Source organism: Alteromonas nitratireducens (assembly GCF_040812025.1).
GTDB classification, from domain to species: domain Bacteria; phylum Pseudomonadota; class Gammaproteobacteria; order Enterobacterales; family Alteromonadaceae; genus Alteromonas; species Alteromonas nitratireducens.
This window is the reverse complement of sequence record NZ_JBFNPK010000007.1, coordinates 134,059-160,884: the sequence shown is the minus strand read 5'-3', so window position 1 is coordinate 160,884 and position 26,826 is coordinate 134,059. Positions and strand designations below refer to the sequence as shown.

Below are 26,826 nucleotides of genomic sequence, written 5' to 3'. Positions count from 1 at the left end.
ATACCAGTCGGCGTTAAAGCAACGGAAGTCAAAAGCAGCGCTGATTCATCATTCTGACAGAGGCGTACAGTACTGCTCAGGTTACTACCAGTCATTGCATGAAAAGCATGGCGTCAGGTGTTCAATGACCGATGGGTATGACTGTTACCAGAACGCTAAAGCAGAAAGGGTAAATGGCATACTTAAAAATGAACTGTTACTCATCAAACCTGAGAATATAGACCAGGCTACAATTATGGTTGCTGAGTCTGTCGCGATTTATAATGAGAAAAGGCCGCATCTGGCCCTAAAATACAAAACGCCCGATGAAGTTCACCGGGCGCTTTAAACTGAAATAAGTGTCAACTTATATCAGGACTAGTCACCACATCAAATAAACCGCCCGCTTACACTGCACAACCTTGAAGCTTTTCTGTCGACACTGATATAGTGCCCAGTAATAATGTTGATACCTGCGTGCGCAGGTAAATGAATTTCCTATGTCACTGCAACACTGTTTTTCTCTCTATCAGCAACATGCCTGGACCGACGCATTACACGCATTGTCTGCGTTGCCTGAAAACGTTAAGTATTCGGAAGATGCCATTCGGATGGCGTTTCATTGTCAGGTTAACAGCGGAAAGTTAACCGACGCGTTCGCGCGCCTGTCGGACTGCTTTGAAAAGCGCCATGGAACCACTGGCATGTTAAATGATCTTGTCGCAGTAACGTCTAAGTCAGGGCAGGTCATGGCAGGGCTTAATAAGGCCGCTCAACTCTCAGCAAAATTAACCTCGCTCACAGGAGCAGATCATGGCGTGGTATCGGTGTTGTTACAACACGGTAAGCACAGTGCACATGCAACGTTGCTGCAACGAATCTGCACGGATAACACGTTATCCGATACTGTAATGAAACAGTGCGCTGACTGGCTAAGGGAGCGCCAGTTCTACCGTGAAGCATTGACGGTCACTGACGAAGCATTAAATAAAGCAACAAGCAACACGCTGTTAATGGACAAAGCCATCACGCTTCGTCTGATGGGGCGTCCGAAAGACGCGATTGCAATATTAGCCAGGCTGGACAACGCGATAACACATTTTGCGATTAAGCATAACCTGGGCAATGCATATTCCGATATGGGGGATTTGAGCACTGCGCGCGAATACTTCAAAGCGGCGATGTCACTTAATCCACAGTATTTTGACAGCCACATTAATTACCACAATATCAACTGGGAGCTTGGTGAAACTGACGGTTATGGCGACTCTGTTGTAGAAATGGTTGAACAGCGCCAGGCGTATCCTCGGTCGCTGTTTGTACTGCTGAATCTGCTAATGCAGGCAACATACTACGACAGCGCGCTTGAACTACTCGAAAAACATCAGGCGCACATTGATAAGGCTGCATACGCTTACTTCAGGTCAAAACTGCTTACCTTAAACGGAGACTATAACGCCGCGCTGGATGCGTATGCGATGCTGGAAACAGTAACGCAACCAGGCCCTGATGTGGTTATCGAGAAAGCCAATGCGCTCATCGGTGTCGGACGCTACGCTGATGCCGAGTTGCTGCTGACAGAGTTACTACACCAGCCGATGGCGCTGCGCGAACAAAATATCGCCAAAGCGACGTTAAACACCTGTCGTCGTCTTCAGCATGCGCCGACGCTGGAACGCCATCTTATCCGTGAATTCCAGCTTGAAACCGACAGATTAGCATACAGTCTGGATGACGTTGTCAGCGAAGCCAAAGTCCTTCACACCGCAAAGCACGCGCCGCTGAATCAGAGTGTTAATGGCGGAAGCCAGACCCGTGGGCATTTGTTTCCGGCGCAAACGCCTGCCCTTGAGTGGGTTGAAGCGTTTATTCGCGACAAGGTGCGAGAATACCTGAATGATGACTCAACCGGACTGAGAGAGCGAACGGGCCTGCCGGAAGAACATCCGGGCGACATTTATTTTACCGGCTCCTGGTCCGTCCTGTTAAACGGGCAGGGCTATCACAATAGTCACTACCACTCAAAAGCGCATTTGAGTGGTGTCATTTATCTGGTCGTACCTGACTGCGTTGAGGAACAAACACAAAAACCCGGCTGGCTGCATTTTGGCATGCCGTGGTTAAACCATGCTGCTGATATTTCGCCAGAAATGGAGGTAAAACCTGTGCCAGGGAAACTGGTTCTGTTTCCTTCCTACACATGGCATGGCACGAATCCCATAGAGAGCGGGGCGTCCAGAATGACGATCGCATTTGATGTACTTATCCGATAAAACCGGGTAATTATCCCACCGGCTGGCGCGATCGATAGCTTTCCTTGCTAAAATGGTCTAAAACCAGTCTGAATACGTATGCACCCGATGAATTGGTCGTATGGTGTACACTTGTCTATGTGAATCTTGACTCAGATAAGGTAAACGTGTGACTATTGTGGCTGAATAGCGGTTGCCGAAGGTGCTCCGTAAGTCCGCTATATCTGTCTAAAGAATACATTACGCCCCTTGCCCGTTGTTTCATGTCGGCGAGGATTCAAATAAGAAAATTGGTTGGGAACTATGTCCAATATGAGCAAGAGAACTCTTATTGCTTCTACTGTTATGGGTGCGTTCGCACTAACAGGTAGCGCAGTCTCTGCAGATACGCTTGACAAACTTCATCAAGAAGAAGCGAAGATTCATGCTGCTGCAGCGAAAACTCAGGAAAAGATCGACGCACTGTTCGAGCAGTCTCAGGAACTTCTGGTTGAGTACCGTCAGGTAGTCGATGAAACAGAAAACCTGAAGGTCTACAACGACTATATTGCTAGCCTGGTAGCAGACCAGCAGCGTAGCATTGATTCTCTTCAGCGCCAGATCGACAGCATTGAACAAACCAAGCAGGGCATTGTGCCACTGATGTTCCGCATGATTGATGCGCTGGAACAGTTCATCAAGCTGGATCGTCCAATTCACCTGGAAGAGCGTCTGGAGCGTGTAGAGCGTCTGCGCGACCTGATGTCTAACTCGAACGTTACTGTTTCTGAACAGTTCCGTCAGGTTATTGAAGCGTATCTGGTTGAAGTTGAGTATGGCACGAAGATCAACTCTTATCAGGGTACGATCAACGCTGGCGGTACTGAAGTTACTGTAGACTTCTTTAACCTCGGCCGTACTGCACTGCTGGCATTGTCTCTGGATCAGAGCGCAGCCTGGGTGTGGAACAATGATACCCGTGCATGGGAAGAGCTGGGTGATGAGTACCTGGCATCAGTTGTTGACGCAGTGAAAATGGCGAATAACGTTATTCCTGCCGACCTGATTAAACTACCAATTAATGCAGCGGAGTAAGTGTAGATGAAACCAGTATTCAAATCTCTTTTAGCCGCTGCAACACTGGCGGTAGTAGCAACCGGAGCGCAGGCTCAGGAAGCAAAGAGCCTGCAGGATCTGTTAGAGCAGGTTCAGAAGAATCGCGTATCTGAAGCTCGCATCAACGAACAGCGTGAAGCTGAATTCCGTTCTGCCCGTGCTGACAAACAGGCACTGCTGCGTAAAGCGCAGGCAGACCTGAAAGCAGAGCAGGACCGCGGTGACCGTCTTCAGAACCAGTTCTCTCAAAACGAAACAACGCTGAATGAGAAAGCAGCGGAGCTGGACCAGGCAACCGGTACACTGGGTGAAATGTTCGGTGTGGTTCGTCAGGCAGCATCTGAAGCATACGGTCGTGTTTCTACGTCTATTGTAAGTGCTCAGTATCCTGGCCGTGGTGACTTCCTGGCTGAAATGTCTGAAGAGTCTAAAGGGCTGCCAAACATTAAAGAACTGGAAGACCTGTGGTTCGCACTGCAGAAAGAAATGACTGAAGGTGGTGAAGTAGTACGCTTCTCTACTCAGGTAGTTAACCTTGATGGTGGTACGTCTGAACAGGAAGTTGTGCGTGTTGGTACGTTCAACCTGATCGGTAAAGACGGTTACCTGACCTATGACTCAGAAAACAAGGTTGTACAGCCTCTGGGTCGTCAGCCTGACGGTCACCTGGTTGCGACTGCTGAAGAGCTGTTCGAAGCGCAATCTGGCATGGTTGCTTTCTACACTGACCCTTCACAGGGCGCTATCCTGGGTCTGCTGAAGCAAAAAGCGACGTGGTCTGAGCGTTATCACGCGGGTGGTTATGTTGGTTACACCATCACGCTGATGCTTGGCGTAGGTCTGCTGATTGGTCTTTACAAGCTGATTACACTGACACTGGCTGGCAGCAAAATTCGTGCGCAGCTTAAGAATCCGGGCAACCCGTCTGAAGGCAATGCTCTGGGTCGTATCCTGAAAGTGTACCAGGAAAACAAAAGCGCTGATGCTGAAAACCTCGAGCTGAAACTGGACGAAGCAATTCTGCGCGAACTGCCGTCTATCGAGAGTGGTATCAACGTAATCAAAATCTTTGCCGCTATTGCCCCACTGCTTGGTCTGTTGGGTACAGTACTCGGTATGATCGCGACCTTCCAAACCATCACACTGTTCGGTACTGGTGACCCTCGTATGATGGCAGGAAGTATCTCTATGGCACTTGTGACAACAGCTCAGGGTATTATTGCAGCTCTGCCGCTAATCCTGACACACAGCATCGTGGCGTCACGTAGCAAGTCCATCATCCACATTCTCGATGAGCAAACTGCGGGTATCGTCGCAGCGCACTCAGAGTCGGAGAAAGCGTAATATGAATTACCTGATTGGATTATTCGAATCGGTCAGGGACTTTATCGCTACCGGCGGTGACGTACTTTACTTCGTTGCTGCCGCGCTCTTTCTCATGTGGATGTTAATGATTGAGCGTTATTGGTATTTAACGTCCGTCTTCCCAAAGGTGAAGCAAAACATTATTCAGAATTGGGACGCGCGGGCAGATACCACTTCATGGTATGCGCATAGAATCCGTGATGCGTGGATTTCTCAGGCGTCAGATGACCTTAACGCAAGAATGCTGATCATTCGCACGCTGATCGCAATGTGTCCGTTAATCGGACTGTTGGGAACAGTAACCGGTATGATTAGTGTTTTCGAGACAATGGCAACACAGGGAACCAGTAATGCCCGTCTGATGGCAGCTGGTATCTCTATGGCAACAATCCCGACAATGGCGGGAATGGTTGCGGCCCTGTCCGGACTGTTTATCAGTTCACGTCTCGAAGCGAAGGTGAAGCTGGCAAGAGAAGGGCTAGTTGATAGCCTGCCACATCATTAGAGAGAGAGATTATGGCTCGAAAAGTCAGAACCGAGGAAGAAGACGCGCAGATTGATATGACCCCGATGCTCGACATCGTGTTCATCATGCTTATCTTCTTTATCGTTACCACCGTTTTCGTTAAGGAAGCGGGGATTGAAGTTAATAAGCCAGATGCGAGCCAGGCGGTCCTTCACAAGAATGCCAACATTTTCATTGCCATCACCGAAGATGGCAATGTATGGCTGGATAAACGTGAAGTATCTCCGGACAGCGTTAGAGCTAATATAGAGCGACTGCTGACCGAGCAGCCTACCGATTACGTGATTATCCAGGCCGACGTGAAAGCGAAGCATGGTCTGGTTGTTGAAATCATGGATCAGGTTAAAGCAGCTGGCGTTAATCGCGTTTCGGTAGCAGCAAGGGGTTAAGATGGCACGTTTTATCGTATCTATATTGTTAGGTGCCGGCGTCGCGTTTGCCTTGTTCGTCTTGATGGCGAAGCTGATTGAGAACTCCTCAAGACCGGCAGACGAGGTGCCTGAAGCGCCTGTTATCGATATCGTAATGCAGGAGCCGGATACGGACACGCAAACACGTACCCGTACGCCGCCTCCACCTCCGCCTCCGCCTCAGCAGCCGCCGAAAATGCAGCCTGTTGAGCCGGAAGCCGCCGAACCTGATGCCAGTGGCTTCAGCATGGCCATTCCACAGGTTGATACCGGTGGTGTGGGCGTGAACATTGGTGCGGTTGGCGCGATGGAACGCGACGGTGAGGCAACGCCTATCGTACGTATCGATCCAAAATATCCGCCAGAAGCGGCCCGAGACGGTCTGGAAGGTTGGGTAAGACTGCAGTTTACTATCAACGAAGTAGGCGGTGTTGAGGATATTGAAATCATCGATGCTGAACCTAAGCGAGTATTTGACCGTGAAGCGCGTCGTGCGCTTCGTAAGTGGAAATACAAGCCTAAAATTGTTGACGGTAAAGCAGTCAGACAACCCAACATGTTTGTACAGCTAGACTTTAAACTGGAGCAGTGATGATGAAAACGTTCAAACTTTCAGCGATTGCTTTGGTGATGGGACTTGGTGCGGCGCTGTCAGCGCCAGCCATGGCCCAGGTCGCGGCGGTCCAGTGCCCTGGCTATGAGAAGGGCAAAACACAGCTTGTTGGCGAGCGTACAGGTAAGAAAGTTCAGCGCGCATTCGAAGCGTATAATGAAGACAAGGTCGATGAAGCGTTAGAGATCCTCTACGATATCGATCCTTCGGATGACTTCGATAAAGCCTATGTAGGCCGGTTTATTGGTAACCTGCTTGCTGCCCGTGAGGGTGATGGCATGAAAGCACTGGGTTATCTTAAAGAAGCCGTACAGCCTAAGGTACTTAACGATACTGAGCATGCCGGGACACTGAAGCTGATTGCTGATTTGAGTATGCAGGAAGAGAAGTACCTGGATGCTATTGAGTGGTATAAAAAATGGATGGAGTTTACCTGTAAGGAAGACGCCACTATTTATACCCGTCTGGCTCAGGCTTATTACGAGTCCAAGCAGTTGCCAAAAATTATTGAGCCGGCTGATAAAGCTATCGCGCTCAACATGGCAGCGAACAAGCCTGATAAAAACCCGTATGTACTTAAGCTGACGTCTTACTATGAGCGTAAGATGTATCCTGAGACGGTAAAGGTTGCTGAGGAACTGGTCACCCATTTCCCCGAAACGGGCCGTTGGTGGACCCAGCTTGGTCTGTTCTACATGCTGGTTGAAGATTACAAAAAAGCCTTATCAACGTTTGAACTGGCGTATAGCCAGGGCTTCCTTGAAAAGGCAAATGAAATTAAAAACTTCAGTCAGCTGTATGCAACCAATGGCATGCCATGGCGTGCAGCCAAGGTACTTGAGAAGCACGTAGAATCAGGTCTGCTTGAAGACAATGCAGAAATGATGGCGAGTATTGCGAATGCGTACCATCAGGCGAAGAACTACAAAACTGCAGCAAACTTTTACGGTAAAGCTGCGGCGAAGTCTTCAGATCCTGATCATTATCGCAAGCAAGGTACTCTGCTTCTGGTAGCCGAAGATTATAAAGGTGCTATTAAAGCGCTTCAGGCTGCGCTTGACCGCGGTGCCGAAGATGTTGGTACAATTCACTTCTCTCTGATGGAAGCGAATTTCTATGCCGGCAACTTCAAAGAAGCGTACCGTCATGTACAGGAAGCGAAGAAAGATCGCGCTGTGCGCCGTAATGCGGTGGCATGGGAACCGTACATCAAGGAAAAAGCGAAAAATCGCGGCATCCAAATCTAATCAAAAGCCTCCTTCGGGAGGCTTTTTTATTGCCCTCTTTCGTCTTATTGAGCGCTAATCAGAGACTTCTGAACCCAGTCTTTTAATTGCTGCAGTGTCTGTGCTTTGCCTGACAGTTTTAATTCATTGGTGAGTGCTGATAAGGTGCGATAAGTCGTCAACGGCAACGCTCGCATTTCTTCTGTAGTGGGGTAGGTGGAAAGAAAGTAACGCCAGGCAAACCTTAACTGGTCGTAACTTCGTGTTCCGGCGGCGAACTGTTCAAGCCTGCGCTGTGCAATGTCCTTCAGTCCGGCAGTGAGGTAACGGGTAAAGGCAGGTTCATCCCATGTTGCCCAGTACTCATCAAGTTCGCCCAGCATTGTCAGTTCCGTCCACATGTCCTGCGCACGATGACTCAGCGGGTAACCGACTAACGCACTGCGCTCACCACTTGCTTTGTCTGGTTTAAGCCCGGTATTGAGTCGTGAATAGCCGTTATTCAGCCAAAAATGCAGCAGTCGGTCGGTTGCGCCAAATGAACTGAGAATCGCATCAATACGGCTTTCCAATCCGAACTCGCAGAGCTTTTTCAGTGCCTGTGTACCAATGCCCTGCTGCTGACAGGCGGGAGAGACAGCAATACGGTTAACACGCCAGTAAGTCAGTGTTGCAGTATCAGCATGGGTACTGAACAAAGTGATGCGCTGTGCACCCAGGTGTCCTTTAACACGGCGTCGTCCGCAGGCAATATCTGATGCGACCTTGCCGAGTCGTTCGCCACCCTCTGTGTTAATGACGCAGGCAACGACAACCTGGTAGTCATGCATTCCAATTAACAATTGTGCGTCTGGTGCATCCGTTATTCTCAGAATATCGTCTGGTGTGGTTTGATAGTGCGCCAGCGATAACAGCTGTATGACCTGCCGGTAGACGGGCTCTGGTAGCGCTGAGAACGACAGCATATGCCAGGTAAGCTTTGCATTCTGAACGGTGTTTTCGGCAGTAAAGTCCGTTCCTGTGATCAACAGTGCCGTCTCCAGAAGCCGGTCGATTGGATCGTGTTGTGCATAGCGGATCGGCGACGTTAATGACAGCGACGTGACTGGCAGCCGTGCCGCGAGCCATGGCCTGAATCGATGCAGGAAACCCTGGCCGCTGCCCTCATAGCCCATTGTTGTGGTGCTGAGTATCACCCGCGTCCTACCGGCAATAAGGCGTTTTAGTAAGGGAAGAGGAAGGCTGGCAGCCTCATCAATCATCAGAATGGTGTCGGATGCGTTCTGCAGGGCAGGATTATCTGGCGCATACCAGGTAAGTTTGCCCTTATGAGACCCGATGTCACTGACGTCACATGCGAGAGTATAGTGAGAAGCGACGCGTTCACAGTTTTTCCTTAATGGGCTTGTCAGGCTAACGTTGTGGCCCTGTTTCGTCAGCAGCGCCGCTACCATTCCGAGTAACGCTGATTTTCCTCGTCCCCGTGGTGCGGTTAGCAGCACCGCAAAATGAGCGTCACCCAGTATCGGAACCAGGGTCTGGTAAGCCAGATACTGATCATCGGTTGCAAACGGCGGCACTGCCTCATGTGTCGCGGCAGTGGCAGTACAATAGGGAAGTGTCAGTGTGTCATGCGTCCATAGCGCGATGTCGTTACCGACTCGTGATCTCAGTATCGTTGTCAGACGGCGCAGAAAGGTGCTTTGTTTTAGTGAAAAACCGTAGGAAACGAAGTGTGTATCGAGTGTTGCCGGTTCGCCCGGCCAGGCAGCCAGCGGAGGGCACAGTACAACCATCCGGCCGCCGCGTCGAAGCGTGCCGGCCAGCGCCAGTAACGCACTCGGGCGTAATGGCAAAAAGCCGTTGTATACCACCACGTCAAATTCCCGTCCGAGCAACGCTTTATATTGGGAGATCGGCACTACCGTCCCCGGCAGGGCGTCGTCGAAACCCAGCCAGCCTGTATCACAGTCGTCAGGCAGTGCATTGACAACCTTTTCAATACGTGACACGCACGCTGTCATGTCGCCACTGATAAGCAACATTTGCCGGTGCAGTGCTTCTCGTGGCGGTGCCAGACCAGCCAGAACCCAGTCCACAACCTCGCTATACGCCATTTGTATCCAAATCCGTTATAATTGGCCAACAATAGTAACGACTAACCATAAGGAATACGAATGCGTTTTCTTTCCCGCCGTCTGGTCATGCCCAATGACCTGAATTATGCCAATTCTTTGTTTGGTGGAAGAGCACTGGAATGGATTGATGAAGAGTCTGCCATTTATGCAATTTGCCAGCTGGAAACCAATTGTCTGGTGACCAAGCATATTGGCGAAATCACCTTTGAATCTCCTGCAATGCAGGGAGACATTGTTGAATTCGGACTTGAGACGAAAGCGGTTGGCCGCACGTCGATCACTGTCACCTGTCTGGTTCGCAACAAAGCGACCAAGAAGACTATCTGTCTGGCCGATGATATTGTTTTTGTGAAAGTCGATCCGGTTACCCGTCAGCCGGTCGCACACGGAAAAACACTGGAGAGTCTGGTTCAGCAAACCGAAGACGAAATTCGCAAACTGAATCTTATTCTGGAAGATAAATAGCCGCTGCGCCGGTCATTGCGATTGCCACTTAGCCAGTAGTGCCATGATTTGCTGGCTAAGTGCGTCGTTTTCCACGTGCTGACACCATTGTTGTCGACCGGGCTCGTCAGCTTTCGGAAAGAGCAGCGTCATGGCAATATCATGACTCAGTTTGATCTGATAGAGCGCATGCTGTGTTTGCTGATCGTCATGTTCACAAAGCTGCCACAACTGTTTATTCACGTCGCCGGCAAACCCCCACTTTAACAGCATCAGCGATGTTGCGCCGTACAGGCAGATGCCGGTTTCTGCATGCAGTCGTCGTTGGAAACCCGCAAAGTCATGCTCGGTCTGCCAGTGATACAATGCACTGTCGGCATAGACGCTGTCTGTGTGAAAAATCAGTAACAGCGACAACAGGCCAAATAATACCAGCTGTTGTTCGCATTCAGGCCGGGTATCCGCAGGCACCTCTTTTACCAGCAACTGATAAACTTTTTCTGATAACAGCATGGCGTCCGTCAGTTCACTCACATCACCGAACCGGCTTTGTCGGGACAACTGCTGTTGCGCGGTGTACATCACCGCCAGATGTTTAATATTGGCCAGTCCAATATTGCGGCTGATGGCCTCGGACAGACTGGCGGGTTTCTTACCGAATGTGGCACGGCTGGCTTTGCCCATGAGATGCGCATAGAAAATAGGATCTTTTTGTACCAGCGCTACCACACCAGGTACCTGCATCTGTTTGTCATCCAGCGCCAGTATTGCCCTGACGGTTTCAGGAAGCGGCGGAAGTGAGCTGACAATGTTATCCAATGAGGTATTTGCGCGCTGGAAGCGCATGCGGTTGCCCATTTGCCGGAACTGTCCGGGGCTCACCCCTGTGAATTCCTTAAAACTGCGGTCAAAGGAACGACGATCGGCAAACCCGAGCTGTTCAGCGATATCATCTGTTTTCATTTGCGCGAGCAGTTGCTGCGATGCCAGTTCATGCACGTAGCGCTTGAGGCTGAGGCTGAAAGACAAACCGTCCTGTTTTAGCTGCTTTCTCAGCGCTGACTCTGTCAGACCGAGAGCTTCGGCGACATGCTGAATGCGCAGACGGGCGGGGTGGCGGGTTGACTCGAACAGCGTCATCATGCGGCGCAGTAAGGGTTGTTTACCGGTTGGCATCAGGGTTTGCCTGACTGCAGCCAGCAACGTTGGATTATGCTGAAACGAACGGGCATGATTCCATTTTGACAAAAAGGTCAGTGACGGCTGGGTCCCCGGGATTATCTGCGCATTCGATATCGGCGCGAGGATAGTGTACCCGGGGGATGGCAGGGTGACGCGGATATAATCAAACTGACGCCCGGCGAGGTGGCGGAAAATCGCCAGTAACACATACACGTAAAGTGACGCAGCAAGCGCTGGCAAGTGACTTTGCCAGGACAGGTTAAGCTCGCCATTCTGCTCTTCGGTAATAATATTGCACTGGTAATCAAAAAAATAATCGGCATGTTCCTGCAGCAGCGCGATGGCATCATCAATGGTTGCACTACTCAGCATGGCAACCACCAGTCCGCCCATCCGGCTCAGGTTGAGATAGCCAATAAGTGATGTCCCGATGACGTCGGTTGGCGCATGGGTGACAAGCGCATCAATATGACGAAGACATTCTCCGGGGTTTAAGTCAGCATCAGCGCGATGACCTAAAAAGGTTATTGCGTCCTGGTCGCAAGGCTGCACCAGGCCCACATCTCTGCGCAGGCTTAACAGCGCCCGCAAAACCGCAGGCCAGATATGATCATGTCGTTTTTCGATGTGTTGCAGCACTGATTCACACCTTCCCGTGCAACTGACTTACACTGCGTAGCTAACGTTAAGCATAACAGCAGTCTTGTTAATTTGATAAGCCAAGTCAAAAACTCACCCAAAACAATCAGAAACTGTCCTGTTTTGTGGCGGTAATGCAGCGTACACTTTACCCCACATTGACGCGAATTGGTCATTCGCATCTGAAAACGCCCGCCCTGTCAAACTGCGGGCGTTTTTCTTTTCAGTCTGGCAATGTTGCTTGACCTCACTCAGCTTACTGGTAGACTTCTGCTCACACAGTCAGACGTTACGTCACGTCGCTGTGTTACCAAGGGGTGCCTTTTCCGGCTGAGATCCACATTGTGGGAACCCTTTTACCTGATCCGGATAATACCGGCGTAGGGATGGTTTCTGACAAGACAGTATTATCACCTGCCGTAATCCCGGATCTTTTTTCTTTACAGAACAAGAGATCCTCATGAACAAAACACCTTTTACTCTGTCGCTGTGTGCCATTGCACTGGGAGCCGTTGCACAGGCCCGGGCAACACAGGCACAAACCGATACTTCCGACATCGAGAAAATTACCGTCACCGGTGATTTCCGTCAAAGTGCACTTGACCAGCTTAGCGCCAGTGCAACGGTCATTAACACAACGCGCCTGCTGACCAGACAAGGAACGCATATTGACAGTGCCCTTGGTATTGCGCCCAATGTGAACGTGTCAACAGGGGCATCACGCGGTCGCTTTATTCAGATCCGGGGCATTGGCGAGCGAAGTCAGTTTGCTGAGCCTGTGAATCCGTCCGTGAGCTTTCTAGTCGATGACTTTGACTTTTCCGGACTGGCCGCCGCTGCGCTCATGTTTGACACCCGTCAGCTTGAAGTCTTTCGCGGACCTCAGGCTACCCTGTTCGGTACTGGGGCGCTGGCTGGCGCAATCAAGTTAAGCAGTTACGCGCCCGGTGAAGGGGGGCCCAGCTACCTTGAGGGACGGGTAGCGACACAGAACAGCGTGAGGCTCGAGGGAGCACATGGCGACGCAGTCACTGAAAACTGGGATTACCGCGTCGCGTTTATGCACAATCAAAGTGACGGCTTCATGCACAATAGCTATCTGAATCGTGACGACACCAACGGGCAGGATGAATCTGCTGTCAGACTGGCAGTGAAGGGACAGGCTGACACTAACACAACGCTTTATCTTAACTATCGCTTTTACGACATCGATAATGGCTACGACGCCTTCTCACTCGACAACACCCGTGAGACCCTGTCCGATCAACCGGGCTTTGACCGTCACCGGATCCATGCCGTCAGCCTGAAAACGATTACCCATACGGACGGCGGTGATCTGACCGTCATTGCTTCCCATGCAGCGCACTCGATTGGGTATGGATACGATGAAGACTGGACCTATACCGGTTTCCATCCGCTTGGTTACACGTCATTTGATGCGTACTATCGTGATATATCAACCCAGATTGGTGAGATCCGCTTCAGCAGTAACGATGCGTCGGCCCTGTTTGGAGGGAAGATGGACTGGCTCATCGGTGCACTTTACAAAACCAGCGAAGAAGATCTGCTGCGCCAGTACACGTATTCACCGGCTGACTTTGCCAGTACCTATCGCCCTGATACCCGCGCTGCCTATGCAATTACCACAACCCGACTCACCGAGCGCCTGAGCATTGATGCCGGATTGCGCCTGGAGAGTTATGACTTTCGTTATGATGACAACAACGGTCTGGACCGCTCCCGCGACACCACGATGGTTGGGGGTAAGTTTGCTGTGAACTATCAGACTGCAGCCCGCCTGTGGTATGCCAGCGTATCGCGAGGTTATAAAGGTGCAGGTTTTAACCCCGATCAGCGGGTCTCCGAAGCGAGCCGATTCTTCGATGAAGAATACAACTGGAACTATGAACTGGGTGTCAAAGGCGCGCTGTTCAGCCCTGATCTCATGATGCGGGCAGCGCTGTTTTACATGGACAGGACGGATACGCAGGTCAGCGACTTTGATGTGCTTAGCCGCGACAATGGCAGTGTGGAGTTCATCGACATTATCGACAACGCGGACCGCGGCATTAACCAGGGGGCTGAGCTTGAGCTGAGCTGGCAGGCGACCGACAGCTTGCGACTGAATGCGGCCATTGGCTATCTGGATGCCACGTTTGAAGGGTATACCGCAGCGGATGGTACCGAGGTGCAGAAACGCGATGCCGCTCAGGCGCCCAATGTGACTGCCAATCTGTTCGGCGAGCTTGCGCTGAGTGACCACTGGTACTGGCGACTGGATGTCGATTATAAAGACCGCTACCTGTTCTCTGACGGCCATAATGTGATGGCGCCATCGGCGACCCTGGTGAATACACAGCTTGAGTGGGTTAACGAAAACTGGGTTGCGACGCTCTGGATCCGTAATGCCTTTGATCGGACCTACTATACCCGGGGGTTTGGCGGGTTCAGTAATGATCCACGTGATGCCTATGCGTTCGACGAACCGTACTATCAGACAGGCGACGGACGTCAGACCGGCATCACCGTGCGCTATGAATTTTAGGAGAGCATCATGAATGTGATGGCAGAATTATCGCTCTATCCGCTAACCGAACAGTACATCGGACCGATAAAAACCTTTATTGAGCGTCTGCATTGCTATGAAGGTATTACGGTGTCGACGTCATCAACCAGCACTCAGGTCAGTGGTGACTATGCCACCGTCGTGCGTATCCTGGGCGAGGAGATGCAGCGAACACATGAAGAAGTCGGTCAGGCGGTTTTTGTCGCGAAGTTTCTGAACTTTGACAAAATGCAACAGGGATAACCGACGATGGCAGAGCTGACGTCAGTATTCTGGTCTCAGATAATGGCAACCTCCTTGCCTGAGTGGGCTGCAGTCGTGCTGGCGTTAGCTTATGTCTGGCTGGCGGCCATTGAAAATCCGTGGTGCTGGCTGTGTGCCTTTGTCAGTACAGCATTGTATACCTGGTTGTTCTGGCAGGTGACCCTGCCTTTTCAGTCCGCGCTTAACCTGTTTTATATGGTCATGGCGGTATATGGCTACTTCCAGTGGCACGGGAACACAAACACGCCATCGCGACGCATTGTCAGCTGGTCGTGGCGACGGCACGGTGTGATTGTGCCGTTAGCGCTGTTGCTGGCGTGGGGCGTATCGGGTATTGCTGCCTCTCAGTTTAGCAGCGACCATTTACAGCTGGATGCGAGTATCCACTTGCTAAGTATGGTGACCACCTTTATGGTGGCGCATAAAGTATTGGAAAACTGGCTATACTGGTTTTTCATTAATCTCGCATCGGTCTATCTGTACTGGCAGACCGGACTGGTGCTGACAGCGTGCCTTTTTGCCTGCTATGTGGTGTTTTCGGTGTATGGCTTCGTAAGGTGGCGTCAACAATGGAAACAGGACCATGGATCCGAGATCAATCATCACGCTGCTCAAAGACAGGCTTAATCTGCAGGAGCCGGTCACGCTGGAGTCCCAGGCCTCAGGTACCGTCAACAGTGTGTTCAAACTTTATGATGCGCAGCAGGCATTCGCGGTAAAGTGGGTTGGAGAAGATACGTTCAGCGGAATCGATCGCTTCCACCAGTTCGTGTTGCAGGAACAGCTTGCCCGACGCGGCATGGCACCACGTCCGGTATGGCTGAGTGATGATGGCAGGCTGTGGGTTGAGGTGTGGGTGAACACCGCGTGCGTCCCTGTTGAAACCGATGTGGTTTATACACTGGCGAGTGTGTTGGCTCATATCCATAACCAGCCGGTCACGGCCCGCCCGTTAAACCTTGAGGCAAGGTGGGAGCATTATATCGAGGTTGCCGGACTTGACGCAGCGTCTGCTTTGGTAAAACAGGCTGACCAGCTCAGGCCGAGGTTACGCGCATCGCAGTCATCCACCAACGACCTGGTGTTGTGCCACAATGATTTGTCCTACGGACATATTATTGACCAGCAGCATCATATTGTCGTTGATTGGGAATATTCGGCTATGGGTAACCGCTTTTTCGATTTGGCAAGCTGTGTGATGATCAACGACTTGTCGGAGAGGCAATCGGAACGCCTGTGTTTTTACTACGCTGAACAGGCCGGACTGCCCCTGCACCAGGTCACCAGAGCGCTCGCGGTGCAGTCTGATATCGTCGCTCTGACCAACGAACTGTGGCAGTCCGCCCTTGACGCTTCTGCTTCACAGGCGTTGTCTCCGCCCGTGGTACTGTAGTGTAAAAAAGCAGCGTCACTGGCGAGAAACTCATCAGACGGTGCTGAAATGGATAAAAAACCTTTACCTTTGTAACGGCATACGTATAATGCCGAGCGCATTAGGGGTGTAGTTCGAATTGGTAGAACAGCGGTCTCCAAAACCGATGGTTGGGGGTTCGAGTCCCTCCACCCCTGCCATTCTCTCTGGTATTCATATACACTTCAGTCAAACACGCTTTTCAGGTCTCAGGTTTGCTGTCGAAATTCCAACATGCTGTACTTCAGGAAATGGGTATCCCGGTCTGGGTCAGACAGGATACACAGGGCCAAAGTACCTCACCACAACCCAATGAGCCAGCCACAACGGTCACTAAACCCGTCCAGGACAAGACCGCGCATCTTGCTGCGCTGCGCAAACAGCTTGGTGATAAAACCGCCACCGCAGACAAACCCGCTAAAGCAGACAACCCGCCAACACCTATCGTCATGCCACTTTCTGCTGACGCCAGGCAGGCTGAAATTTTCAAAGATATAGAGCGCGCTGTTGGCTACAGCACCGTCGGCAGCATCAACGATTATGCTGTAGGTAGTGGCTTACATATAGACGGTCAGCGACTGGTGTTGCCGTGCGAGCCGGCAAAAATGACGCCGTCGCAAAAACGTGCGCTATGGGTATTACTGACGACATCCGGCACATGATCCGCTGTACTGATCTGACCGGGGACGACGTTAAAGCCGCCTATGCCATTCATCAGCAGGTACATGTAAAGCCGTGGGCGTGGACAACCTTCACGGACTGTCTGCACGTGCCGTACTACGGGCTGGCTGCCTGTCAGGATAACACCCTGGCTGGCTATGCGCTGGTGCTGGAAGTCGCCGACGAAGCGACGCTGATGGATATCGCGGTATCACCGGATTACCGCCGTCAGGGCATCGGCAACCAGCTGTTAAACGCTGTTATTGCCCGAAGCCGTGAAAACCAGATGAGCAGCCTGTGGCTGGAAGTCAGGGCAGGCAATACAGCGGCTATTACCCTGTATGAGAACGCAGGGTTCGACACCATAGAAATCCGTAAAAATTATTACCCTCTTGCTGATGGCGGTAAAGAGGATGCCCGTATTATGCGACGGTGCTTTATTTAATTTCCCACCGAACAGAGGCCTTGCAGAGGGCTGTCAGCGTTTTTTATCAGGGCTTATTTTCCTTCTTTTACCAACGGCGCGCGAAGTGGCGCTGACGATCGTCTCAACAGGTTGTTACGAAGCCTGCACTTAATTCAGGTGTAAAGCGGTCGCAGGCATTCAAATTCGCGGCCTAAGCGGGTACAATTCGCGCCCTTGAAGTCACCAGGATAATTTCGCGGCATGTCATATTCAGAGGAAATCGCCAAACGGCGTACCTTCGCCATTATCAGCCACCCGGATGCGGGTAAAACGACCATCACTGAGAAAGTGCTGTTGTTCGGTCGTGCGTTGCAGACCGCCGGTACCGTAAAAGGTAAAAAATCGGGGCAGCATGCGAAGTCAGACTGGATGGAAATGGAAAAGGAACGTGGTATCTCGGTGACCACCTCGGTGATGCAGTTTCCCTACCGTGATAACCTGGTGAACCTGTTGGATACACCGGGACACGAAGACTTTTCAGAAGACACGTATCGTACGCTGACCGCGGTTGACTCGTGCCTGATGGTGATTGATGCCGCGAAAGGGGTAGAAGACCGTACCCGTAAGCTGATGGAAGTGACGCGTTTGCGTGACACGCCCATTATTACCTTCATGAACAAGCTCGACCGGGATATCCGCGATCCTATGGAACTGCTTGATGAAGTGGAAACCGAGCTGGATATTCTGTGTGCACCGATCACCTGGCCAATCGGCTGTGGTAAAAGCTTCAAAGGGGTGTATCACCTCCATCGTGATGAAACGATTCTGTATAAAACCGGCCTGGGTCATACGATTCAGGAAGTCCGCATCGTCAAAGGGCTGGATAATCCTGAGCTGGATGCTGCGGTCGGTGAGGACCTGGCCAGCCAGTTACGTGATGAACTGGAACTGGTGATGGGCGCATCGAACGAGTTTGACCATGAACTGTTCATCACCGGGCAACTGACGCCGGTGTATTTTGGTACAGCGTTAGGCAACTTTGGTGTCGACCATATGCTGGATGGTCTGGTGGAGTGGGCGCCTGCGCCGCAGGGCCGCGAAACCGAAGATGGCCGCATTGAGGCTGATCACAATGGCTTCAGCGGGTTTGTGTTTAAGATTCAGGCCAACATGGATCCCAAACACCGGGACCGTATTGCGTTTTGCCGCATTGTCTCCGGCAAATATGAGAAAGGCATGAAAATGCATCACTCGCGCATTGGCAAGGATATTCGGATATCTGACGCGCTGACCTTCCTGGCGGGTGATCGTTCTTTGCTTGAGGAAGCCTACGCCGGCGATATCATCGGGTTACATAACCACGGTACCATTCGGATTGGAGACACGTTTACCTCGGGTGAAGGCTACCGGTTCACCGGTATTCCTAACTTTGCGCCAGAGTTGTTTAAACGTATCCGCTTAAAAGATCCGCTGAAACAGAAGCAGTTGCTGAAAGGGCTTATTCAGTTATCGGAAGAAGGCGCGGTTCAGGTTTTCCGCCCGCTTGCAAACAACGACCTTATCGTCGGCGCGGTCGGTGTACTGCAGTTTGACGTTGTGGTGGCCCGGCTTAAAGCCGAATACAATGTCGATGCGTTGTATGAGCATGTCAATGTGAGTACCGCCCGCTGGGTATATGCTAAAGACGATAAAAAGCTGGATGAGTTTCGCCGCAAGGCTGAGCAGAATCTGGCGCTGGATGGTGGCGACAACCTGACCTACATCGCGCCAACGATGGTTAATCTGCAGCTCGCACAGGAACGTTATCCTGATATTGAGTTTTTGCAAACACGCGAACACTAAGACACGACGCTATGAACATACATGCATTACTAGTTAATCGCTTCAGTGAAGCGCTCGAGAAAATGGGCGTAGAAAATGCCCCTGTACCGGTCGCTCGCAGCGCCCGTCCTGAATTTGGTGAGTACCAGTTTAACGGTGCGATGGCACTGGCCAAGCAACTGAAACAAAAGCCGCGTGACATTGCTCAGACCATCCTGGATAACGTGAATTTGTCCGATGTCGCTGACAAGCTGGAGATTGCGGGTCCCGGTTTTATCAACATTCATCTGTCGGATGCCTGGCTGGCAAACCAGTGTGAACTGGCACTCCATGATCCTCGTCTTGGGGTGGCGAAGGCGCCGCAACAAACGGTGGTGGTCGATTATTCATCCCCCAATCTGGCGAAAGAAATGCACGTTGGCCACCTGCGCACCACGATCATTGGTGATGCCGTGGTTAAAGTGCTCGAATTCCTCGGTCACAAGGTGATAAGACAGAACCACATGGGTGACTGGGGAACCCAGTTCGGTATGCTGCTGGCGCACCTGTCTGACAAACTGGAGCAGGAAGTCGCCGAAACCGCGTTGTCCGATCTTGAAGTGTTTTACCGTGAAGCCAAGGTGCGCTTCGACGAAGAAGACGGGTTTGCCGATCGCGCGCGCGATTACGTAGTAAAACTGCAGGGTGGCGATCCCCAGTGTCTGGCGCTGTGGGAAAAGTTTATCGACATTTCTATTCAGCACTCAGAAGAAGTGTATGAAAAACTGAATGTCAGCCTGACCCGTGACGATATCATGGGTGAGTCAGCGTATAACGATGACCTGGCAAATGTGGTGTCTGAGCTGAAAGAGAAGGGCATTGCGGTTGAGGATCAGGGCGCACAGGTGGTGTTTATTCCTGAGCTGGCTGACAAAGAGGGCAACCCGGCGGTGTACATCGTACAAAAATCAGGTGGTGGCTATCTTTATTCGACCACCGACTTAGCCGCCATGCGCTATCGCTCCGGCACCCTGAACGCGGATCGTACCCTGATTCTGACTGACGCGCGCCAGGCCTACCATTTTAAACAAACTGAAATTGTGGGTCGTAAAGCGGGCTTCATGAAGCCGGAACAAACCTATGAGCACTGTCCGTTCGGCATGATGCTGGGCAGTGACGGAAAGCCGTTTAAAACCCGTACCGGTGGCACAGTGAAGCTGGTGGAGCTGCTTGACGAAGCGGTAGAGCGTGCGGCCGGTCTGATGGCCAAACGTGACACTGATCTCAGTCAGGAGGAACTGTCAGAGGTTGCCCGAAAAGTCGGTATTGGCGCGGTGAAATACGCCGATCTCAGTAAAAACCGGACAACCGACTACATGTTTAACTGGGACAGCATGCTGAGTTTCGAAGGCAATACGGCGCCGTATCTCCAGTATGCGTTTACCCGCGTGCAGAGTCTGTTCCGCAAAGCCGGTATCGGCCTGGATACATTGCCTCACGATATTACCCTGACAGAAAAGCAGGAACATCATCTGGCCGTGCTGCTGATGCAATTTGAAGAGGTGGTTGGCACCGTATCCCGCGACGCTACACCGCATGTTCTGTGTACCTACCTGTATGATGTGGCCAGCGCATTTATGAGCTTCTATGAAGCCTGTCCCATCCTCAAGCCCGGTACGGAAGATAAGGTTAAACACAGCCGGCTTGCGCTGTCTGCCCTGGTGTCCCGTACCCTTGAGCAGGGCCTGACTCTGCTGGGCATTGAAACGCTCGAAAAAATGTAATCATCTCTGTGATAATGAGAAAGGCAGTGAGCAATTCACTGCCTTTTTCGTATAAGCACCGTAACGACGAAAACAAAAGAAGGAAGTGACGATGACGAAACTGCTCGCGTTTGCCGGAAGTACCCGCAAAGGCTCATTTAACCAGGCTATTCTTGAGGTTGCTGCAGAAGGAGCCCGGGAAGCTGGCGCCGAAGTAACCGTAATCAACCTGGCGGATTATGAGATGCCCATCTTCAACGAAGATGAGGAGGCAGCGAAGGGTATCCACAAGAACGCGCAGGCGTTCAAAGAGCTGCTGATAGCCCATGACGGTTTTCTGATTGCGTCGCCCGAATACAACTCCAGCTATCCGGCGTTGTTAAAAAATGCCATTGACTGGGCGTCACGCAAAGCGGACGGTGAGACACCACTGCAGGCATACAAAGGAAAAGTGGCCGGCATTATGGCTGCTTCGGCTGGCGGGTTAGGCGGCCTGCGTGTGCTGGTGGTATTACGTATGTTGCTGGAAAATCTGGGTACCATGGTACTGCCGGCTCAGCGCGCCGTCGCGAAAGTCGACAGCCTGATGGACGATAATGGGGTTATTACCGATGAAAAAACCATTAAACAGCTCAAGGCGCTTGGTCGCGACACGGCGGTGATGGCGAGCAAAATTTCCGCAACCTGATAACGGTTAAGTAATAAAAGATAACCCGGCATTTGCCGGGTTATTCAATGATGTAAGAGTCTGATCGACTTTACTAATGTAATGCTCTCTTTGTTATTTTAAAAACTTTCTTCTCTGATAACCAAATGAAAAAAGTGCCAAAGCAAGCATGGCCCATGACGCAGGCTCCGGAACATCACGAGATTCGCCAATATATCGAAGTACTACCTTATCCCATTCAGTTGAACCGTTGAGGCTGGTGTAGCTACCTGCTCTCCATCCCCCCCACATTGCGTCTGGTGCAATACCACCATTACGTCCACTTGCTGACGTAGTGTGCCAGCTCAAACGGTCTCTTTCAGAGAGCCCATTTATATCGGCAGAGCTTTGTCTGATGAGATCTCCCGCACCCGCGAATCCCATTGATAAGCTGTTGTAATACCAATTAACCCCGTTTACCAGGTTTGTTGCATTCGTTGCAGTAACACTCGTAACAAGACCGAACAGTCCGGCACCAAGGACCTCAAATTTTGTGGAACCATCGCGAAGAGCGGCAAACATCACGTAATCATCTGAGTCTAATCCTGAGAATACCGCTGATAGTGATGTTCCAGCCCCAAATCCATCCGCACCGTAATCATTCCTGTAAACAATTTCCCAGCCCCACGTATTGAGCACCGTATCGACATCGACGTCGTTCTGTACGCCAAATGGGATAAATGCTGCGTTAGAGACGAAACTTGTCAAAACACCAATAACTAACAATAAATATTTTTTCATGTTACTACCCAACCTACTTAAGATAATTTTAGTTAGGCAATAGCTATGCCAAAATAAAGAGATTATTGATTTGTATGGTTAAAATTATTCTTCAAATAAGTGGGTGTAAATAAATCTGACAGTGCATTGCGCTTGATTCTCTACTTGCTGTAAACAATCGATGCGGTAAATGAAAAGTTCAAATTCAGGCTTTTTGTCTTTCTGTCAGGCTTGAGACAGTTAATAGCGAATAAGACCGGATGCCAATAAACCCAGTACTTTTCTCATCGAATACCTATCAAAAATGGGCTAAATTCGTTACCATCCGCGGTCTTATCCATTAATCATCAAAGCGGACTATGTTTGAAGTAAATCCTGTTAAACATGCAATACAAGACATCCGCGAGCGCACTGATGCGCTCAGGGGGTATCTTTGACTTCGATCAGAAGTCAGAACGTCTCGAAGAAGTAAACCGCGAACTTGAGTCTCCCGATGTCTGGAATGAACCGGAGCGGGCGCAGGCGCTGGGTAAAGAAAAGGTAGCGCTGGAACAGATCGTCGACACCATCCAGACCCTTGAACAGGGTGCTGAAGACGTTGAAGGGCTGCTGGAACTGGCGGTAGAAGCGGAAGACGAAGAAACCTTTGAGGAAGCAAAGTCTGAACTGGAAAGCCTGACTGCGCAGCTGGAAAAGCTGGAGTTCCGCCGCATGTTCTCGGGCCCTAATGATGCCAGTAACTGTTATATCGATATTCAGGCCGGGTCTGGCGGTACAGAAGCGCAGGACTGGGCTAATATGCTGCTGCGTATGTATCTGCGCTGGGGCGAGGCGCATGGCTTCAAAACCGAGCTGATTGAAGTGTCTGACGGTGATGTTGCCGGCATTAAAAGTGCCACGGTAAGGATTGAAGGCGAGTATGCATTCGGCTGGCTTCGCACAGAAACCGGCGTGCACCGCCTGGTCAGAAAGTCGCCGTTTGACTCGGGCAACCGCCGTCATACGTCGTTTTCGTCAGCGTTTGTTTATCCTGAAGTTGACGATGATATTGATATTGAAATTAATCCGGCAGATTTGCGTATTGATACCTACCGTGCTTCAGGGGCTGGCGGTCAGCACGTAAACCGGACGGACTCTGCGGTGCGTATTACCCACGAACCCACGGGTGTAGTTGTGCAGTGCCAGAACGATCGTTCCCAGCACAAGAACAAAGACCAGGCCATGAAGCAGCTTAAAGCGAAGCTGTACGAGCTGGAACTGCAAAAGCAGCATGCCGAAAAACAGGCCATGGAAGACAATAAATCAGATATCGGCTGGGGTAGCCAGATCCGATCTTACGTGCTGGATGATTCGCGTATCAAAGATCTGCGCACCGGCGTCGAAACCCGCAATACGCAGGCGGTACTGGATGGTGATCTGGACCGGTTTATCGAAGCCAGCCTGAAATCCGGACTTTAACTTTTTTATTTAAGTGAACAGGTTATGACTGACCAAGTAAACGAAGAGAATAAACTGATTGCCGAGCGTCGCGCTAAACTGAGTGCGATCCGTGAAAATTGTCGTGCCAATGGCTTCCCGAATTCATTTCGCCGCGAAAATTATGCGCAGGAACTGCAGGACGCGTATGGTGAGCACGATAAGGAAGCGCTCGAAGAGGCCGGACATCATGTCAGTATCGCCGGTCGCATTATGGCTAAGCGTGGTCCGTTTCTGCTGCTTCAGGATATGACCGGGCGCATTCAGGCCTACGCTGACAAAGACACGCAGAAAGCAATCAAAGCCAGCTATGGTGCACTGGACATTGGCGACATCATTGGCGTTTCAGGTACGCTGCATAAGTCAGGAAAAGGTGACCTGTATGTCAATATGGCCAGGTACGAACTGCTGACCAAAGCACTTCGTCCGCTGCCAGAAAAATTCCATGGCTTAAGTGATCAGGAAACCAAATATCGCCAGCGTTATGTCGACCTGATCACCAGCGAGCAGACCCGTAAGACGTTTCTGGTGCGCAGTCGCATCATCAACGGTATCCGTCAGTATCTGACTACCCGTGACTACCTGGAAGTGGAAACGCCGATGCTGCAGGTGATCCCGGGCGGGGCGACGGCCAAACCGTTTGTGACTCATCACAATGCAATGGACATCGATATGTTCCTGCGTATTGCGCCAGAGCTGTACCTGAAGCGCCTGGTTGTAGGCGGTTTCGAGCGGGTGTTTGAAATCAACCGTAACTTCAGAAATGAAGGCCTGTCGACGCGTCATAACCCGGAATTCACAATGCTTGAGTTCTATCAGGCGTATGCAGATTACAACGATCTGATGAACCTGACCGAAGATATGCTGCGCACACTGGCTGAGGACATTCTCGGGACTACTGTACTGGTGAATACCGTGCGTAATGCCGACGGCGAGGTTATCGAAGAAAAGCAGTATGACTTCGGAAAGCCATTCGATCGTCTGTCGATGGGTGATGCGATTCTGAAATACTGGCCACAGGCAAATGAAGCGGCGATCCGAGATCCGGAAGCGCATCTTGATGAGCTCAAGGCGATGGCAAAGCAACTGCACATCAAAGAGCCTGAAGTTGACGGGATCTGGGGAGCCGGTAAGTACCTCTGTGAAATCTTTGAGGCCTGTGCCGAAGAAAAGCTGGAGCAGCCAACGTTTATTACAGAATATCCGTGGGAAGTCTCACCACTGGCGCGTCGTAACGACGATAACCCGTTTATCACCGACCGCTTTGAGTTCTTTGTGGGTGGACGTGAAATTGCCAACGGCTTCAGCGAGCTGAATGATCCGGAAGATCAGGCTGAGCGCTTTGCCAAGCAGGTAGCGGAAAAAGATGCCGGTGACGACGAAGCCATGCACTTCGATGATGACTATATCCGCGCACTGGAATACGGCCTGCCGCCAACCGCGGGTGAAGGCATTGGTATCGATCGTCTCGCGATGCTGTTTACCGACAGCCCGACGATTAAGGACGTGATCCTGTTCCCTCATATGAAACCACTGGCAAAGGAGCAGCAGGACGCCGACTAGGTTGTCGCCAGTTGTCTGATTTGTTCGGTCAAAGAGGCATGATGCAGTGCATCAATGCCTCTTTTTTTTGCCAGCGTTGCGAGATAGCCGTTAATGCCGTCAATTTCTGTCCGGCGACGATGTAGCACATCCTGATGCATGCTCGAGTAGTTGTCGGCAGTGCGTGTGGCCACCTCGTTAACCAGAGCGACCAGCGCTGACACCGTTAACATGACGCCTTCAGCCTGCGCAATGTTCACCGTTTCCACACACAGCGCGCGCACCAGTGGCTGCCACTGTTCGTCCAGCACTTCACCATTTTTCATGTCATGCAGGGCAGTCAGCGGGTTGATGACCGCATTCACCGCCAGCTTTTTCCACATCGCGGTTTTCATGTCACTGTCAAACTCGGCGCTGCCCAATAGGCGCGCCAGCAATGCTGTGATACGTTGACCTGTGGCGTCTTCTGCTGGTGGGCTATCAAGTGTCCCGACCGTAGTCTGACCATGCCCGGTATGTCGCACGTGTGTGGCATCTGCGCGATAGGCACCATGTGTGGTGGTGGCGCTAAATAGCGGCTGACCGGCAGGTAACCAGAAGCGTGCGCTTTCTGTCCCCCCCATACCATTGTGCATCAGCAGCACAGGGGTTTGCGGATGCAGGTGAGGCGCCCAGTGCCGGACAACTTCACTGACCTGATACACTTTGACAGGTACGACAAGCAGATCATCCGGCCGCGTCCGGACGGGCAGTGCATCGAAATGATCAAGCGTTACCATGACGCTATCATCCGTCACCGAGATTGGCGCATGCGGCAGATGACGGGGGAACAGGGTATAGCTGAACTGCTCACGGACGGCGCCCGCGGCCAGCAGGCAGCCTATTGCACCGCTGCCAGCGATGAGCAGACGCTTAAATCCAGTTTCGTGTGGTGTCATGAATCTTTGTCATCGCCAAAGGACGGCTTTCTGACTGCAGGCCAGGGATAGCTGTCGGGTGAGCCGAGCGAGGTAAACCATGCCCGGGTATCCTGATGGATAAACTGCGCTCCGCTGTCAGGCAGACACCCTGCGTTAATCTGTTCGCCCGCATAGTTAAAGGATAATTGCCATGCATGCAGGTGAAGTCTGTCAGCCATCTCACCACCGTAGCGGTCATCGCCAAGAATGGGACTGCCAAGGCTTTTTAATGCCACCCGAATCTGGTGTGTTTTTCCTGTCAGCGGCCTGACTATAAAACCCCGCAAACCCGGACGCACGCTGTGGCTGAAAAATTGTGTGACGGCGGGATTGGATAAAGTCGGTGTCAGAATAAACTTTCCGTCCCGGCGGTTTTTCATGTCTCCGCGAACCGTTCCCTGTTTTTTCCTGGGTTTGGCAGTGGTTAGCGCAAGATAGTACTTACTTACCTTTCCCTCTTCGAATTGTCTGCCAATTTCTGCGGCTGCGCGGGCATTGCGAGCAAGGCAAAGACAACCTGACGTGCCGGTATCCAGACGGTGACAGAGGTGCCAGTTACCGTCACCGAAAGCCTGCCTGACCCGTGTGATGATGCCCTCATCACGGTCGTGCATGGGAACGCCGGCTGGCTTGTTAACAATAATAAAATCCTGATGCTCTGCCAGTAATGCTAACGACATACTC

Annotated in this window: 25 protein-coding genes, 1 tRNA gene and 1 riboswitch; of the genes, 21 read left to right on the top strand and 5 right to left on the bottom strand. The window is 51.4% G+C overall.

The features are described 5' to 3' along the window. The 8 genes from AB1N33_RS08685 to AB1N33_RS08650 form a co-directional block, all read left to right on the top strand. On the top strand, positions 1 to 328 hold a 328-nt coding region (locus AB1N33_RS08685), incomplete at its 5' end, for an integrase core domain-containing protein (RefSeq protein ID WP_411271149.1). A gap of 151 nt (positions 329 to 479) precedes the next feature. Then, on the top strand, positions 480 to 2,252 hold the full coding sequence (locus AB1N33_RS08680) for a putative 2OG-Fe(II) oxygenase (protein ID WP_411271148.1): 1,773 nt from the start codon (positions 480 to 482) through the stop codon (positions 2,250 to 2,252). Between the two features lie 291 nt (positions 2,253 to 2,543). Further along, positions 2,544 to 3,305, top strand: a complete 762-nt coding sequence (locus tag AB1N33_RS08675; RefSeq protein ID WP_411271147.1) for a DUF3450 domain-containing protein — start codon at positions 2,544 to 2,546, stop codon at positions 3,303 to 3,305. A gap of 6 nt (positions 3,306 to 3,311) precedes the next feature. Next, on the top strand, positions 3,312 to 4,670 hold the full coding sequence (locus tag AB1N33_RS08670; RefSeq protein WP_411271146.1) for a MotA/TolQ/ExbB proton channel family protein: 1,359 nt from the start codon (positions 3,312 to 3,314) through the stop codon (positions 4,668 to 4,670). A 1-nt stretch (position 4,671) separates the two neighbouring features. After that, positions 4,672 to 5,196, top strand: a complete 525-nt coding sequence (locus AB1N33_RS08665) for a MotA/TolQ/ExbB proton channel family protein (protein WP_411271145.1) — start codon at positions 4,672 to 4,674, stop codon at positions 5,194 to 5,196. A gap of 11 nt (positions 5,197 to 5,207) precedes the next feature. After that, positions 5,208 to 5,606, top strand: coding sequence for an ExbD/TolR family protein (locus AB1N33_RS08660; RefSeq protein WP_411271144.1), 399 nt, complete (start codon positions 5,208 to 5,210; stop codon positions 5,604 to 5,606). Between the two features lies 1 nt (position 5,607). Further along, on the top strand, positions 5,608 to 6,219 hold the full coding sequence (locus AB1N33_RS08655) for an energy transducer TonB (protein WP_411271143.1): 612 nt from the start codon (positions 5,608 to 5,610) through the stop codon (positions 6,217 to 6,219). Continuing rightward, a complete protein-coding gene (locus AB1N33_RS08650) occupies positions 6,219 to 7,487 on the top strand; it encodes a tetratricopeptide repeat protein (RefSeq protein ID WP_411271142.1) in 1,269 nt (422 codons plus the stop codon). Before AB1N33_RS08655 ends, AB1N33_RS08650 begins: the two co-directional genes overlap by 1 nt. A 44-nt stretch (positions 7,488 to 7,531) precedes the next feature. On the opposite strand, the gene AB1N33_RS08645 is transcribed toward AB1N33_RS08650, so the two are convergent. Beyond that, on the bottom strand, positions 7,532 to 9,583 hold the full coding sequence (locus AB1N33_RS08645) for a GNAT family N-acetyltransferase (RefSeq protein ID WP_411271141.1): 2,052 nt from the start codon (positions 9,581 to 9,583) through the stop codon (positions 7,532 to 7,534). Between the two features lie 60 nt (positions 9,584 to 9,643). On the opposite strand from AB1N33_RS08645, the gene AB1N33_RS08640 reads away from it, so the two are divergent. Continuing rightward, on the top strand, positions 9,644 to 10,069 hold the full coding sequence (locus AB1N33_RS08640; RefSeq protein ID WP_411271140.1) for an acyl-CoA thioesterase: 426 nt from the start codon (positions 9,644 to 9,646) through the stop codon (positions 10,067 to 10,069). Positions 10,070 to 10,081: 12 nt separating this feature from the next. Here the strand turns inward: AB1N33_RS08640 and AB1N33_RS08635 are convergent, their stop codons facing one another. Beyond that, complete coding sequence (locus AB1N33_RS08635; RefSeq protein WP_411271139.1) at positions 10,082 to 11,869, bottom strand: helix-turn-helix domain-containing protein; 1,788 nt, start codon at positions 11,867 to 11,869, stop codon at positions 10,082 to 10,084. 303 nt (positions 11,870 to 12,172) lie between these two features. Continuing rightward, positions 12,173 to 12,273, top strand: a riboswitch (TPP riboswitch). Positions 12,274 to 12,329: 56 nt separating this feature from the next. Between AB1N33_RS08635 and AB1N33_RS08630 the strand changes: the two genes are divergently transcribed. From AB1N33_RS08630 to AB1N33_RS08585, 10 genes are all read left to right on the top strand, one after another. Then, positions 12,330 to 14,414, top strand: a complete 2,085-nt coding sequence (locus tag AB1N33_RS08630; protein ID WP_411271138.1) for a TonB-dependent receptor — start codon at positions 12,330 to 12,332, stop codon at positions 14,412 to 14,414. A gap of 9 nt (positions 14,415 to 14,423) precedes the next feature. After that, positions 14,424 to 14,678 (top strand): YkoF family thiamine/hydroxymethylpyrimidine-binding protein, encoded by a 255-nt coding sequence (locus AB1N33_RS08625; protein ID WP_411271137.1) that lies wholly within the window; start codon positions 14,424 to 14,426, stop codon positions 14,676 to 14,678. Between the two features lie 6 nt (positions 14,679 to 14,684). Next, positions 14,685 to 15,326 (top strand): nicotinamide riboside transporter PnuC, encoded by a 642-nt coding sequence (gene pnuC / locus AB1N33_RS08620; protein WP_411271136.1) that lies wholly within the window; start codon positions 14,685 to 14,687, stop codon positions 15,324 to 15,326. After that, positions 15,283 to 16,092 carry a phosphotransferase gene (locus AB1N33_RS08615; protein ID WP_411271135.1) on the top strand — a complete coding sequence of 270 codons (810 nt, stop codon included), beginning with the start codon at positions 15,283 to 15,285 and terminating at the stop codon, positions 16,090 to 16,092. The genes pnuC and AB1N33_RS08615 overlap by 44 nt, the downstream gene beginning before the upstream one ends. A gap of 102 nt (positions 16,093 to 16,194) precedes the next feature. Next, a tRNA-Trp gene (locus AB1N33_RS08610) sits at positions 16,195 to 16,271 on the top strand. A 54-nt stretch (positions 16,272 to 16,325) separates the two neighbouring features. Continuing rightward, entirely contained in the window at positions 16,326 to 16,772 is a 447-nt protein-coding gene (locus tag AB1N33_RS08605; protein ID WP_411271134.1) for a hypothetical protein, read from the top strand. Then, positions 16,769 to 17,215: a ribosomal protein S18-alanine N-acetyltransferase gene (gene rimI / locus AB1N33_RS08600; protein ID WP_411271133.1), complete on the top strand. Its 447-nt coding sequence runs from the start codon at positions 16,769 to 16,771 to the stop codon at positions 17,213 to 17,215. The genes AB1N33_RS08605 and rimI overlap by 4 nt, the downstream gene beginning before the upstream one ends. A gap of 222 nt (positions 17,216 to 17,437) precedes the next feature. Beyond that, positions 17,438 to 19,018 (top strand): peptide chain release factor 3, encoded by a 1,581-nt coding sequence (gene prfC / locus AB1N33_RS08595; RefSeq protein WP_411271132.1) that lies wholly within the window; start codon positions 17,438 to 17,440, stop codon positions 19,016 to 19,018. An 11-nt stretch (positions 19,019 to 19,029) separates the two neighbouring features. Continuing rightward, the gene (argS, locus tag AB1N33_RS08590) at positions 19,030 to 20,760 is read left to right on the top strand and encodes an arginine--tRNA ligase (protein WP_411271131.1); all 1,731 of its coding nucleotides are present in this window, start codon (positions 19,030 to 19,032) and stop codon (positions 20,758 to 20,760) included. A 91-nt stretch (positions 20,761 to 20,851) separates the two neighbouring features. After that, positions 20,852 to 21,427 carry an NADPH-dependent FMN reductase gene (locus AB1N33_RS08585; protein ID WP_411271130.1) on the top strand — a complete coding sequence of 192 codons (576 nt, stop codon included), beginning with the start codon at positions 20,852 to 20,854 and terminating at the stop codon, positions 21,425 to 21,427. Positions 21,428 to 21,520: 93 nt separating this feature from the next. On the opposite strand, the gene AB1N33_RS08580 is transcribed toward AB1N33_RS08585, so the two are convergent. After that, positions 21,521 to 22,186 carry a PEP-CTERM sorting domain-containing protein gene (locus AB1N33_RS08580; RefSeq protein ID WP_411271129.1) on the bottom strand — a complete coding sequence of 222 codons (666 nt, stop codon included), beginning with the start codon at positions 22,184 to 22,186 and terminating at the stop codon, positions 21,521 to 21,523. Positions 22,187 to 22,524: 338 nt separating this feature from the next. On the opposite strand from AB1N33_RS08580, the gene prfB reads away from it, so the two are divergent. Together prfB and lysS are read left to right on the top strand one after the other, a co-directional pair. Next, a protein-coding gene (prfB, locus tag AB1N33_RS08575; RefSeq protein ID WP_411271128.1) for a peptide chain release factor 2 occupies positions 22,525 to 23,623 on the top strand; the annotation gives its coding sequence in 2 pieces (ribosomal slippage) (positions 22,525 to 22,599 and positions 22,601 to 23,623; 1,098 coding nt in all). Positions 23,624 to 23,647: 24 nt separating this feature from the next. Then, positions 23,648 to 25,204 carry a lysine--tRNA ligase gene (lysS, locus tag AB1N33_RS08570; RefSeq protein ID WP_411271127.1) on the top strand — a complete coding sequence of 519 codons (1,557 nt, stop codon included), beginning with the start codon at positions 23,648 to 23,650 and terminating at the stop codon, positions 25,202 to 25,204. On the opposite strand, the gene AB1N33_RS08565 is transcribed toward lysS, so the two are convergent. Both AB1N33_RS08565 and AB1N33_RS08560 read right to left on the bottom strand, forming a co-directional pair. Next, entirely contained in the window at positions 25,201 to 26,121 is a 921-nt protein-coding gene (locus tag AB1N33_RS08565; protein WP_411271126.1) for a ketopantoate reductase family protein, read from the bottom strand. The genes lysS and AB1N33_RS08565 overlap by 4 nt on opposite strands. Beyond that, complete coding sequence (locus AB1N33_RS08560) at positions 26,118 to 26,822, bottom strand: TIGR01621 family pseudouridine synthase (protein ID WP_411271125.1); 705 nt, start codon at positions 26,820 to 26,822, stop codon at positions 26,118 to 26,120. The genes AB1N33_RS08565 and AB1N33_RS08560 overlap by 4 nt, the downstream gene beginning before the upstream one ends. Positions 26,823 to 26,826 lie beyond the last annotated feature (4 nt).